This is a genomic window from Brevibacillus panacihumi W25 (genome assembly GCF_000503775.1).
Classification (GTDB): Bacteria; Bacillota; Bacilli; order Brevibacillales; family Brevibacillaceae; genus Brevibacillus; species Brevibacillus panacihumi_A.
This window is the reverse complement of record NZ_KI629785.1, coordinates 1,519,456-1,532,156: the sequence shown is the minus strand read 5'-3', so window position 1 is coordinate 1,532,156 and position 12,701 is coordinate 1,519,456. Positions and strand designations below refer to the sequence as shown.

At 51.8% G+C, this 12,701-nt stretch carries 14 protein-coding genes; 12 read left to right on the top strand and 2 right to left on the bottom strand.

What is annotated here, in order from left to right; genetic code table 11:
• Nucleotides 1–7: 7 nt before the first annotated feature.
• A complete protein-coding gene (gene sppA, locus T458_RS48415; protein WP_023558357.1) occupies nucleotides 8–982 on the bottom strand; it encodes a signal peptide peptidase SppA in 975 nt (324 codons plus the stop codon).
• A gap of 268 nt (nucleotides 983–1,250) precedes the next feature.
• Here sppA and T458_RS48410 point away from each other — a divergent pair, with 268 nt between their 5' ends.
• Nucleotides 1,251–3,161 carry a heavy metal translocating P-type ATPase gene (locus tag T458_RS48410; RefSeq protein ID WP_023558356.1) on the top strand — a complete coding sequence of 637 codons (1,911 nt, stop codon included), beginning with the start codon at nucleotides 1,251–1,253 and terminating at the stop codon, nucleotides 3,159–3,161.
• A gap of 85 nt (nucleotides 3,162–3,246) precedes the next feature.
• Nucleotides 3,247–3,978: an amino acid ABC transporter ATP-binding protein gene (locus T458_RS48405; RefSeq protein WP_023558355.1), complete on the top strand. Its 732-nt coding sequence runs from the start codon at nucleotides 3,247–3,249 to the stop codon at nucleotides 3,976–3,978.
• A gap of 60 nt (nucleotides 3,979–4,038) precedes the next feature.
• Here T458_RS48405 and T458_RS48400 read toward each other — a convergent pair whose 3' ends face one another.
• Entirely contained in the window at nucleotides 4,039–4,698 is a 660-nt protein-coding gene (locus T458_RS48400; RefSeq protein ID WP_252989863.1) for a polysaccharide deacetylase family protein, read from the bottom strand.
• A gap of 191 nt (nucleotides 4,699–4,889) precedes the next feature.
• Between T458_RS48400 and T458_RS48395 the strand changes: the two genes are divergently transcribed.
• The 10 genes from T458_RS48395 to T458_RS48350 all read left to right on the top strand — a co-directional run bounded on the left by T458_RS48395 (nucleotide 4,890) and on the right by T458_RS48350 (nucleotide 12,307).
• Nucleotides 4,890–5,702 carry a DUF2797 domain-containing protein gene (locus T458_RS48395; protein WP_023558353.1) on the top strand — a complete coding sequence of 271 codons (813 nt, stop codon included), beginning with the start codon at nucleotides 4,890–4,892 and terminating at the stop codon, nucleotides 5,700–5,702.
• Nucleotides 5,703–5,793: 91 nt separating this feature from the next.
• Nucleotides 5,794–6,156 carry an arsenate reductase family protein gene (locus tag T458_RS48390; protein ID WP_023558352.1) on the top strand — a complete coding sequence of 121 codons (363 nt, stop codon included), beginning with the start codon at nucleotides 5,794–5,796 and terminating at the stop codon, nucleotides 6,154–6,156.
• A gap of 4 nt (nucleotides 6,157–6,160) precedes the next feature.
• Nucleotides 6,161–7,348, top strand: coding sequence for an aminotransferase class I/II-fold pyridoxal phosphate-dependent enzyme (locus tag T458_RS48385; RefSeq protein WP_023558351.1), 1,188 nt, complete (start codon nucleotides 6,161–6,163; stop codon nucleotides 7,346–7,348).
• Nucleotides 7,349–7,511: 163 nt separating this feature from the next.
• Complete coding sequence (locus T458_RS48380; protein WP_023558350.1) at nucleotides 7,512–8,060, top strand: peroxiredoxin; 549 nt, start codon at nucleotides 7,512–7,514, stop codon at nucleotides 8,058–8,060.
• 485 nt (nucleotides 8,061–8,545) lie between these two features.
• Nucleotides 8,546–8,998, top strand: a complete 453-nt coding sequence (locus tag T458_RS48375) for a redoxin domain-containing protein (RefSeq protein WP_023558349.1) — start codon at nucleotides 8,546–8,548, stop codon at nucleotides 8,996–8,998.
• A gap of 62 nt (nucleotides 8,999–9,060) precedes the next feature.
• The gene (gene gcvH, locus T458_RS48370; protein WP_023558348.1) at nucleotides 9,061–9,441 is read left to right on the top strand and encodes a glycine cleavage system protein GcvH; all 381 of its coding nucleotides are present in this window, start codon (nucleotides 9,061–9,063) and stop codon (nucleotides 9,439–9,441) included.
• Between the two features lie 252 nt (nucleotides 9,442–9,693).
• On the top strand, nucleotides 9,694–10,128 hold the full coding sequence (locus T458_RS48365) for a hypothetical protein (RefSeq protein WP_023558347.1): 435 nt from the start codon (nucleotides 9,694–9,696) through the stop codon (nucleotides 10,126–10,128).
• A 25-nt stretch (nucleotides 10,129–10,153) separates the two neighbouring features.
• Nucleotides 10,154–10,555, top strand: a complete 402-nt coding sequence (locus T458_RS48360) for a VOC family protein (RefSeq protein ID WP_023558346.1) — start codon at nucleotides 10,154–10,156, stop codon at nucleotides 10,553–10,555.
• Nucleotides 10,556–10,730: 175 nt separating this feature from the next.
• Nucleotides 10,731–11,075: a hypothetical protein gene (locus tag T458_RS48355; RefSeq protein WP_023558345.1), complete on the top strand. Its 345-nt coding sequence runs from the start codon at nucleotides 10,731–10,733 to the stop codon at nucleotides 11,073–11,075.
• A 74-nt stretch (nucleotides 11,076–11,149) separates the two neighbouring features.
• Nucleotides 11,150–12,307, top strand: coding sequence for a M20 peptidase aminoacylase family protein (locus tag T458_RS48350; RefSeq protein WP_023558344.1), 1,158 nt, complete (start codon nucleotides 11,150–11,152; stop codon nucleotides 12,305–12,307).
• The last annotated feature ends 394 nt before the right edge of the window (nucleotides 12,308–12,701 follow it).

Genomic DNA, 12,701 nt, shown 5'->3' with positions numbered 1-12,701 from the left:
ATCCTCCCTACGATTCTCCAGGAATGAATTGATACAGCAAACGATGTGTGGAATGGCGATCCAAAATACGGGACAGGCCCAAAGGATCCGGATTGGACCAATGCTGCTTCATGCTGAACAGCAGTTTGCTGAACGAGATTTGATCAGAATACCGTACGACTGTCGCCGTTTGTTCACCAGACAAGGAGAGGGCATGCTGCGTCGCTTCCTCCAGATCGCCAAACTTGTCGATCAATCCAAGCTGCTTTGCTTGTTCTCCGGAATAGACTCGTCCATCGGCAATCTCCAGTACCCGTTCGCGACTTAAGTTGCGGCCTTTGACAATGACATCGACGAATTTATGGTAGCTTTCATTCACCAGTGTTTGAAAAATTTGCTGCTCTTGAGCAGTGACGGGGCGAGTGGGGCTTCCGATGTCTTTGAAGCGTCCGCTTTTGATGGCGTACTGGTGGATTCCCAGCTTATTGGCTGCTTCGCTGTAGTTGACGAGATTAAAAATAACGCCCAGGCTGCCTGTCAGCGTATTTGGATTGGCAAATATCGTATCCGCGGCGGTTGCCAGGTAGTAACCGCCTGATGCTGCTGTAGAGCCCATGCTGACAACGATGGGAATGTTCCGAACCTGTTTGAATCGCAATAGCCGATTGTAAATCTCATCGGTGGCTACGACCTCGCCTCCGGGACTGTCGATCCGAAGCACCAGCGCTTTTACATTTTCATCCTCCTCGGCATAACGAAGCTGCTCGCGAAGAATCTCTGTATTGGTAGGGATGCCAGCCGCGTTTCGTTCGCCAGAGATGACGCCATTGACAAAAAGCTGAATGATTTTGGCGTTGCCAGTTCCGGAGACCACGTTTTCTTCCCACGCGTACCCTGGATGATTTGCCAGATCTTCGGGAGTTCCTGTAAATCCCTCTACAATCAGGCCCGCAAACAACACAGCCATAACGATGATGAGAGCAATCCATTTTTTACGCTGCATGTTATTCACCTCACTCTTATCATGAACAGACCTCGTCGCTGTTACACATCAAATGATGGAAAATTGGGTTTGACGGTAAGGCAGTTTCCACATTAGAATGAATATAAAAATATTTACCTGACGCAAAAGGATTCGCCTAGGTAAAAATAAGGATAATCATTATCAATTAGGATGCTGTTGCCTTCGGGCAGCAGCTTCCACTGTTTTTACGGGAGAAATAAGTCTGATTCTCTTTCTCAACTGGGAAAGAAAAGGGGAGATGGTTGGGATGATACAGAAAATGGGGATGCTGCTGTCGGGTGCAGGTTTATTGGTCAGTTGGCTGTATGGAGTTGTTTGGGGACTGGATTTGGCGTGGCTGGCAGTCGTGCTGTGCGGACTTCCGATTGCCTGGGCAGCCGGAAAGGAATTGTTGGAGGAACGCTCGATCAACAGTGACGTGCTGGTGACGATTGCGATCATCGCTGCAGTCTCGATTGGAGAAATCTTCGCAGCAGGAGAAGTGGCGCTGATTATGATGATCGGCATGTGGCTGGAGAATCGCACCGTGGCCAAAGCTGCGTCAGCGCTGGAAGAAATGGTGCAGATGGCTCCGCAGACGGCCCATGTCAAAAGAGGGGATGCGTGGCTGGAAGTCGCTTTGGATGAGGTCGTGAAAGGAGACGTAGTCCAGGTCAAGCCAGGTGAAAAAATTCCGGTCGACGGGATCGTCAGACAGGGACAGGCAGCCGTCAATCAGGCGGCACTGACAGGAGAGTCATTGCCTGTGGAAAAACGCCCCGGTGATGAGGTATTCATGGGAACCTTGAATACCAACGGAGTGATGGAGATCGAGGCGGAGCGGATCGGGGACGAGACGACATTTGCCAAAGTAACCCGCCTTGTCGCTGAGGCGATGGAACGAAAAGCCCCCGTCCAACGCCTGCTGGATCGCTGGGCTGCCTGGATCGTGCCGAGCAGTCTGGCGCTGGCTGTCCTGATGTATCTGTTTACGGGGGATCTGGTCCGAGCGGTTACGATCCTGATCGTTTTTTGTCCCTGCGCACTGGTACTGGCTACACCGACTGCGATCATGGCGGGGATTGGAAGTGCCGCCAAGCATGGCATACTCATCAAAAGCGGAGTCGCACTGGAGCAGATTGGACTGATCAATGCGCTCTTGTTTGACAAGACAGGGACGTTGACGGAAGGAAAGCTGCAGGTGACAGGTGTAGCTCGGCTGTATAACGAAGAGGCGGATGACGTCCTGCGCCTGGCAGCGGCTTTGGAAAAGCATTCGGAGCATCCCGTCGCCCAGGCTATTCTCAAGGCAAGCGAAGAACGGCGCATCGAGGTGCCGCAGGTAGATGCTTTTCTCGTCCACCCGGGCAATGGAGTCTCCGGAAAAATAGACGGTCGTGAAGTTCTGGTTGGGAATGCCCGCTTTTTTGCTGAGATGGGGGTCGAGACGACTGAATTGACGCAACTTCGAGAAGAGCAGGAGCAGGCCGGACATACGGCGGTATTGGTCGCAAGGGATCGCCGGCTTGTCGGGCTGGTATCGTTGGCCGACCGCGTCCGTGTGGAATCGCGGGATACAATCGGACGTCTGCGGCTGCACGGAGTAGGAGAGATTGCCATGCTGACCGGAGACAACCGGGGTGCAGCCAGCCAGATTGCTCGTCAAGCAGGGGTCACGACAGTCTATGCCGAGCAATTTCCGGAAGCGAAGTACCAACGCGTCGAAGAATATCGGCAAAAAGGGCTTGTCGTCGGGATGGTAGGCGACGGCATCAACGACGCTCCCGCATTGACGGCAGCCCACGTAGGAATCGCTATGGGAGAAGGGGGAACCCAAATCGCTTCGGAAGCAGCCGATATCGTCATCATGCATGATGATGTCTCCAAAGTGGCGGATGTAGTCCAGCTCGGCCAGAAAACGTTGCGAGTCATCCGCGAAAATCTGATGATTTCCAGTCTGATCAATGCGGCAGCGGTCATTTTGGCGATGGTAGGCACCCTCGGACCCGTCGGCGGAGCTTTTGTCCACAATGCTACCTCCGTGCTGGTGGTACTGAATTCAGCGCGTTTGATTCACTACCTGTCCAGCAAAAACGAGCATAAGCGCATGACTCCGCCAGCGCCTTCTTGCTCATCCTGTTCTTGTCAGGGCGATTGTCAGTTAACGGCAAAAGGCTAATCTTTCATGCAATTGCGACAATTTTCGTGTATGATAGAAGCATATGATGACCAAGCACACGCAGGAAGCTCCAGGAGGTGATGCCATGATCATTCAGGTAAAGGACTTGAAAAAGAACTACGGCAAATTGCAGGTGTTAAAAGGAATCACGACACAGATCGCGGAAAGGGAAGTCGTATGTGTCATCGGCCCTTCCGGATCGGGAAAAAGCACGTTTTTGCGCTGTCTGAACCAACTGGAGGAGATGACGAGCGGAACCATCATCATGAACGGATACGATCTGTCCGATCCCAAGGTGGATATCAACAAGGTTCGGGAAGACGTGGGGATGGTTTTTCAGCGGTTCAATCTCTTTCCGCATAAGACCGTTCTGGAAAATGTGATGCTTGCCCCGATCAAGGTGCGCAAGACGCCTTTGGACGAAGCGCGGAAAACAGGCATGGCTTTGCTAAAGAAAGTGGGATTGGCAGATAAGGCTGACGTCTATCCAGATCGTTTGTCGGGAGGACAGATGCAGCGTGTGGCGATAGCCCGGGCCTTGGCCATGAATCCGAAAGTGATGCTGTTTGACGAGCCAACCTCTGCACTCGACCCGGAATTGGTCGGCGAGGTATTGGCGGTCATGAAAAACCTGGCTGCAGAAGGAATGACCATGATCGTAGTGACGCATGAGATGGGCTTCGCCCGGGAAGTGGGGGATCGCGTCATTTTTATGGATCAGGGAATTATTATGGAAGAAGGAAAGCCGGAGGAATTGTTTGAACATCCGAAGAATGAGCGGCTGCGTTCGTTTTTGGGCAAGGTAATGGTAGGATGAGCAGTAGATGATAACATGGGCGCCAGTCGTTCCGGCAACCGGAAGGACTGGTGCCTTTTCCTATTTTGCTTTTGCTTCATCTAATAACTGGCTGACGGTGACAAAGCGATACCCTTGCGCCCGCAGGTCCTTGATCAAATCTCTCAGAGCCGCCACCGTTTGTTTTTGATTCAAGCCGCCGTCGTGAAAAAGGATGATGTCTCCTGCCTTGACGTTGCTCTTGACGCTTTTCGCGATAAGGGAGGCTGTTCGAGCCATGGACCAATCCTTTGGATCAATCGACCAGTGGATCAGATCATAGCCGCATGCCTGGACTGCATTCATCACATCGTGAGTCATGACTCCACCGGGTGGTCGGTAATTTTGCGCGAGAATCCCTGTCGTTCTCAGAATAGAAAGTTCACCGCGCTTGATGTCATCGTAGACCTCCTGCTCGGTCAACTTGTTCAAGTCGTGATGATCGTAGCCGTGATTGCCGATCTCATGCCCCGCTTTGGTGATCCATTGCATCACTTTGGGGTACTTGTCCACCTGCGAGCCGAGCACAAAAAAAGTGGCCTGGACTTGATGCTGGTGCAGGACCTCCAGGATTTTCGGAGTATAGGTAGCATCAGGTCCATCGTCGAACGTAAGGGCTACCACCTTTTTCTTCGTATCGATCCGGTGAATCGGCTCGTATGTGGGGAGAGGAGCAGCAGCCAGGGAAGGAAGGGCAATAATGCCAAGAAGGCAAGCGATGGTTAACAAGGCGCCAAGGACGCGGTATCTCAGGGAAAACGCCTCCTTCCATCGAGTATGGTCATAGCTTCGCCCCCAGGCTGTGAAAACATGCAGCCAAAACAAAGCAACCGTCAACGCGGATCGATGATGTGATAGAATGAGAAGATGTAAATCGGGAAGGGGAGAGTAGGTTGGAACTGAGCGGTTTGCTGCATGGCTTGACACACCAATACCATGGCAAGGACAAGCCTGTTGACTACTATCTGCAAATCGGCGAAGACCGTTTGCCATTAAACGAGTGGCTGAATCACGAAGTCACCATTTCCTATCTGGGACAGAAGAATTGCATTGCCTGTGGCCGCAAGACGAACAAGACCTTCAACAGCGGCTATTGCTATCCTTGCTTTACCAAACTGCCGGAAAATGACCTTTGCATCGTCAAACCGCATGAATGTCATTTTGAGCTGGGGACATGCCGGGATGAGAGCTTCGGCCAATCGTATTGCATGATTCCGCATTACGTCTATTTGGCTGTTTCCAGCGATATTAAAGTGGGTTTGACACGCAAAAACAATGAATTGAAGCGCTGGGTGGATCAGGGAGCGATCCGTGCGATTCCGATCGCCGAGGTGCCGACGAGACGGATGGCCGGGGAGCTGGAGTTTCACCTCAGCCAATTTTTGCCTGATAAAACCAACTGGCGTAAAATGTTGAAAGGAGAAGTGCGGGAGGTCGACTTGATCACTTTGCGCGACGAAGTGTACAGCCATTTCCCGGACGCTTTCAAGCCATTCCAATACCGTGAAGATGAATGGGTCGATATTACCTATCCAATCCTGGAGTCTTTGGACAAGATCAACTCCAAGACGCTTGATAAAGAAGAGAGGATCGGTGGACGTCTCATCGGGGTGAAGGCTCAGTACCTGATCTTTGAAAATGGCGTCTTTCAAGCGAGAAAGCATGCGGGGTACCAGGTCCAGATTACGGTCCAATCCGGTTCGTAAAACCAAAACAGCAGCGAGAGAACAGCGAGAAGACGGCAGCCTGGAGATTTTGGGCTGTCGTTCCTTATAAAATGACAGAGGTGATGCAAGCATGGCGATTAAAGCATATCTGTATAATAAATGCGACACATGCCGCAAAGCGAAGAAGTGGATGAGCGAGGAAGGCATCAGCTTTGAGGAGATTCCGATTGTAGAAGCCCCACCGACCAAGGAGGAGCTGCGCCGCATCTGGCAAGCAAGCGGGCTTGAGCTTCGCAAGTTTTTTAACGTGAGCGGAGTTCAGTACAAAGAGCTGGGCCTCAAGGACAAGCTGCCAACCATGTCTGAGGAAGAGATGCTTGATTTGCTCGCCTCCAATGGAAAGCTGATCAAGCGTCCTTTGATCACCGATGAGAAAAAGGTAACTTTGGGCTTTAAACCAGAAGAACTGGAAAAAACCTGGGGAGGAAAGTGAAATCATGCCCAGACCGTCGAAGCGACTGGAACAGTTGTCAGCCGCGATTTTTTCGGAGATGGCAAATCGTAAACGGGAGGTAGCCCAGACCAGGAGAGTCTATGATCTGAGCATCGGCAGTCCGGATCAGCAGCCAGAGCGCACGCTGCTGGAAGCCCTTGCGGCAGCGGTGGAGAAGCCGGGGGCTTTTGGCTATGCACTCAGTGAAGGGACGGCAGCGTTTCGGGCAGAGGTTGCGCAGTGGTATCAATATCGTTTTGGCGTAGAGTTGAATCCGGATGGGGAGATCCATTCCCTGATGGGATCCCAGGACGGGTTGGCCCACTTCGCTCTTGCCTGGACAGACCCGGGCGATCTGGTGCTGGTTCCTGACCCTGGATACCCGATCTACGCCGGCAGTGTCCATCTGGCCGGGGCCACTCCTTATTTTATGCCCTTGAAAGCGGAGCGCGGATTTCTGCCGGATCTCGCTGCGATCCCGCAAGAGGCAGCCAAGCAGGCAAAGTTCATGATTCTCAACTATCCCAACAATCCTGTCTCCGCTGTAGCCACCGTGGCCTTCTTTGAAGAGGTGGTAGAATTTGCCCGGCGGCATGACATTATCGTGGTGCATGATCTCGCCTATTCGGAAATGGCCTTCGATGGTTACAAGCCGCCCAGCTTTCTGCAAGCTCCCGGTGCCAAAGAAGTGGGGATCGAGTTCAACTCGTTTTCCAAAAGCTTCAATATGGCTGGCTGCCGGATCGCCTATGTCGTGGGAAATGCGGAGATCATCAAGCCGCTCGCCATCGTCAAGTCCAATGTCGACTATGGGGTTTTCTTGCCTGTACAGGAGATGGCGGTTGCGGCGATGAGGGAAGACCGGCTGTCCGGCGGCCGAAACAGCGTGAGTGGGCTGTATCAGGAGCGGCGTGATGTATTGCTGGCGGAGCTGGCGAAAGCGGGCTGGGTGATTGAACCGCCAAAAGCTACGATGTTTGTCTGGGCCCCGGTGCCGACGGGGTGGACGTCACATGAATTTGCGTTGGCCTTGCTGGAGGAGGCGGGTGTCGTCGTGATTCCGGGGAGCGCTTTTGGCGCCGAAGGGGAAGGCTATGTGCGCATTGCGCTTGTCCAGGATCGAGAAGTATTGAGAGAGGCAGCCGCATCCATCGCCAGCTCCGGGATACTCCAGAGAAAAAAGGATGCATAGGGGACGGGACTGCAGGAAACATTACTTTTGTGCTTGTTCCGAATGGAATGAAAATGAATAACAGGTTGAAATAATTCCTACATTGTATTGACTATAAAGTGATAGCAATGATATTATGTGATAGGTAAGCTAGTACACCACATTCCAAGGAGGTTTTTTACATATGGCACAACGTTTGGTCGGTCTCCCAGCACCAGATTTCACTCTGGAAACAGCACTCGGAAACGGTAAAGAGTTCGGCAAAGTATCCCTGTCCGACTACCGTGGCAAATGGCTGGTCATGTTCTTCTATCCACTGGACTTTACCTTTGTATGCCCAACTGAGATCATCGCACTGAGCGATGCAATCGAAGAATTCAAAGACCTGGATGCAGAAGTTCTCGGTATCTCTGTAGACTCCATCCACTCCCACCGCGCTTGGATCAACACTCCTCGCGACCAAAACGGTCTGGGTGGCTTGAACTACCCACTGGCTGCAGACTTCCTGAAAACAACAGCTCGCGACTACGGCGTGCTGGATGAAGAAGCAGGCGTAGCGTTCCGCGGTCTGTTCATCATCGATCCAGAAGGCATCCTGAAATACCAAGTAGTAAATGACCTGAACATCGGCCGTTCCACTGACGAGACTCTGCGCGTACTGCAAGCTCTGCAATCCGGCGGTCTGTGCCCAGCCAACTGGCGTCCAGGACAAGCTCAACTGACTGCGAAGTAATCGCGCATTACTATTGAATGAACCATCTATAACGTGCAGTCCTTCTTCTAGGGAGGGGCTGCACGTTTTTTGTTGATAATACCGATGGGCTTAACCCCCCTTTGAGAAGCCCACAAAAGGTGGAAGGGAGACCTGGAAAAGCTGGTCGATGAAAAAGGGGAAAAGAGCGGAAGGCATTTGGGATCTTGACCCAGTCGGAACGGAAAAGGCGGAACACGATTTCAGCGGCTAACCCTGAATCACCTCCTGGTAACGGCTGCTTTTGGCCGCGGTTCCGCCTTTGGAGTGCAGACGACCAGTGCTATCCCCCAGCAAAGATCCCAGCCGGCCTGAAGCGTTTTCCCCTTTTTCATCCCCGCCACTACAGCTGGTGGACCACCCCTTCCAAAACATCGAGACAAGTAGCTGGAAATCTGCGTAGAGAACAGGTATAGTCAGGTATAAGGAAAGTTTGTCCAGCCTTTTGAAAAGGAGATGTGTGAAGGATGCGTCTGCGTGAAGAATTGCCAGATTTTCCGGGAATCACAGAATGGGTGAACGGGCAGGTCACAAAAGCGGATTTGCAAGGCAGTCCTGTGCTGGTCCACTTCTGGTCAGTCAGCTGCTACATGTGCAAGGAATCCTTGCCCAATATCAATGAGTGGCGGGACAAATACGCAGCCAATGGGCTGAAGGTGATTGGCGTACACATGCCTCGCTCCGAGAAGGATACGGATATCGAAGCGATCAAGGCTACCATTGCGGAGTACGAGCTGACCCATCCGGTCGCCATCGACAACGAGATGAAGACCGTGGATGCTTTTCAAAATGAGTACGTCCCAGCTTTTTATCTCTTTGACGAGAATCTGCAGCTTCGCCATTTCCAGGCAGGAGAGAAGGGCTTGAACCTGGTTAAAAAACGCCTGTTCCGAATTTTAGGCATTGAAGAGGAATCCTAGAAAAGGCGTCAAATATCTTTATGAAAGAATGGATTGTACCCGAATAGGAGGATACGTAAACGATGGAATTCCCAAAAAATCTGCGTTACAGCGAAGAGCATGAGTGGGTGCGTATTGAAGGCAATAAGGCTTATATCGGCATTACAGAATTTGCACAATCTGAACTGGGTGACATCGTGTTCGTCGAGTTGCCAGAGGTTGGTTCCACGATTCAACAGGACGAGCCATTCGGAAGTGTCGAGTCTGTCAAAACCGTATCGGAGCTGTACGCGCCTTTGAGCGGCAAAGTCATCGAGGTAAACGGAGAGCTGGAAGATGCGCCTGAACTGGTGAATTCCTCGCCGTACGAGAAAGCGTGGATGATCGTCGTGGAACTGTCGGACGAAGCAGAATTGGATAAGCTGATGGATGCCGACAAATACGAAGCGATGGTAAAAGAATAGTGATCAGAAGAAAGCTGGGGCCAAGTCCTCAGCTTTTTTTACGACCAGCATGGAAAAATCTAACTAGTCAGAAAATAGTGGTCGTTTCCTCTTTCATCGAGTACAATAATTGTACATTTACTTTTACGATCAACTTTTGGCATCTTTTGCGGGTAGAGACTTCTAGGTCATTTAGGCTACAATGACTAGTACAGACAGACTATCGTTCAAACACGAGACTTATTTGTTTGGGCGAAGAAGGAGGGAGACGAAATGAGTTTTTGTTGCGGCGCTGGAATGGTAGGGTCAATTGGGTCTGTCCGTCATCATAAAACGCTGGTGCACAATGTCCCCATCATGTTTTGTCCTGTATGTGACAGAATTGACGTTCATCCTGCTATTGAAGGGGAATACGAAATTTTAGTAGAATATGCACAGGGAGATAAAGCTCCTGAAGTGGACTTCACCGACTTCGTGAGTGTTGACAATACATCGGAGTTGTTTGAGAATTGTACCATGACGGACGAAGCAATCAGCTTCTCTGACGTGTTGAAACAACAGATCGACATCTCGTTGGATCTGCTTGGCGTAGCCAAAGATCTGAAGGATGACGAGTGGCGAGAAGCGTTGATGATCCGTTTGAAACGGTTAAGCGAGCGATTGAAGCACTACAACAAGAGAAAGCAAATTTCGCAGAAAAGCGCTTGATCGAAAGACCTGGGAGGCAGTGTGAATGTTTCATTTGAAAGGAGTTCATCACATCGCGTTAAATTGCAGTGATGTGAGGAAAACAGCTCGGTTTTTTCATGACATCCTGGAAGTTCCTATCCCGGAAGAAAGTATTGTAGAAGGAGAGCCTGTCTACTTTCAAATTGGCACATACACACGGATCGGCCTGCACCCGCACAGCGGGGAAGAGGGAAAAGGCGGAGTGGGACAGGTAGACCACATCGCTTTTTCTGTTACTAGCCGCGCCGAACTGGATTACCTGGTAGACAAGCTGGAGGCGGAAAATATCTGCTATCGCGGCCCTATCACCAGACCTACAAGCTTCAACTTGTATTTTGAAACACCGGATGGGCATCATCTCGAGGTCCGTCTGGACAAGGATGAATTCGATGAAATTGAAGAGTAACAGTTGAATAGGGATAGGAAACAACAGGCATCTGCAAGAAGCAGGTGTCTTTTTTTGCCCATTGTCGAGAAGTACATTTCTTGCCTGACAAGAGGCGACAGAGCTTCTCATTCCTCGTCAAAGGATTCGACGCAAGCACAGGCGAACCCCTTGGAAAAGAGGGAGGCGATCGGCCATGACGACTCGAATCGAAAACCTGCTAGATGAAATGCTTGTGCGTTTGCAGCGGAAAAAACATCTTTGGCCCGTCATGATGGGGTGGGAAAGGCGGATCGGGATTGTCACGGAGGATACGCAGATCCGCTGGCAGCTTGTATTTTCAAGAGAGGGGTCTATGTGTCAGGAATGGAACGGGACGGAACAGCCGGACCTGGTGGTGCGCGGCAGGGAGCAGGAGATCGGGATGCTTCTGGAAGGGGATGAAATGCGTTATGTGATCGCCAAACAAAAAGTGAAGATGACGGGGACTTGCAGGGATCAGTTGAAGCTGGATGCGCTTTTTCGGCTTACCTGCAAATGACAGCTTCGGAACCTCCGATTGTTGGAAAAGACCTGTGCTATAATGGGGAAAAAGCTGAATGAGGAGGAATCACGATGACCACTGCGTTGCCGCTTCGCCAAGCTGTTGCCTCTCGTGAGCAATTCATTGACCAAACATTCCAACACTTGCACGCCAATCCGGAGATAAGCTGGAAGGAAATGGAGACAACTCGATACTTGGCGGAACGCATGCGCGCTTTGGGATTGCGCGTAACGACGTTCGAGGACTGTACGGGACTTGTGGCGGAATGGGGCGAGGGCAAGCCGGTGGTCGCACTGCGGACAGACATCGACGCGCTCTGGCAGGAAGTAGACGGCGAGTGGAAAGCCAACCATTCTTGCGGACATGATGCGCATATGACCGTGGTGCTGGAAGCGGTAGAATCTCTGATAGCATCCGGGTATCAGCCGCCGGGGACGCTAAAGATTCTCTTTCAGCCTGCTGAAGAAAAAGGGACCGGAGCCTTGAAGCTGGTCGAAAAAGGCGTTGTGGATGACATCGACTACCTGTACGGTGTCCATTTGCGCCCGATCCAGGAGATGAGAAGCGGTCATTGCGGCGGGGCGATCTACAATGGCGGGGCGATGTTTCTATACGGGGAGATTACAGGCGTGTCCGCGCACGGTGCCAGACCTCATCTCGGCATCAATGCGATCGAGGTAGCAGGGGCAATCCTCTCGGGGATCGGGCAGGTACATACCAATCCCATGGTTCCGGCTACGGTAAAAATGACCACGCTGCAGGCGGGCGGGGAAAGCTACAACATCATTCCTGACAAGGCGCGTTTTGCGCTTGACCTGCGGGCGCAGACCAATGAGGCGATGGATGATCTCGTCAAACGCGTCAAGCAGATCATAGAAGGCGTAGCGGTCTCGTACCAGGCCGAAATCTCCCTGGAGCAGGGAGCCAGGATGGTCGCCGCCGAGGTGGCGGACGAGGCGAAGCAATTGATGGAGCAAGCCATCGTAGACGTGCTCGGACAAGAGAAGCTGCAACCAGCTCCCGTTACACCAGGAGCGGAAGATTTTCATTTCTACACCGTCGAGCGTCCGCACATCAAAGCGACTATGCTGGCGCTTGGCTGTGACCTGCAGCCGGGACTGCACCACCCCAAAATGCATTTCAACCGAGAAGACCTGGTCAAAGGCGTAGAGATTATGGCCCGAGTGGTCGTGAAGACGTTTGAGAAGCTGCAAGGAGAGCGGGAATAGTAAAAAAGGAAGTCACCCACAAGTCGCGTTGGGTGATTTCCTTTTTGGATTTTATATAAGCTGGAGGAGCAGAGATAGCTGGCAGAGGAAAAAGGGGAAAAAGCGAAGGCATTTGGGATCTCAACCAAGCCGGAACGGAAAAGGCGGAACACGCCTTTAGCGGACAACCTGGATACCGCTTCTTCGAATCGGCTGCTTTTGGCCGCGGTTCCGCCTTTGGAGTGGGAGGCGGCCAGGGATGCCCCCCAGCTAAGATCCCAACCGGCTGGAGCGTTTCCCCCTTTTTCCTCTCCGCCACTAAAGCCACGAACCACGGCGTCCTTCTATATGTTTTTACGCATCAGGACAAACTAAGACAGGCAGTCACACATTCTCCATAAGAAATTATAAAATT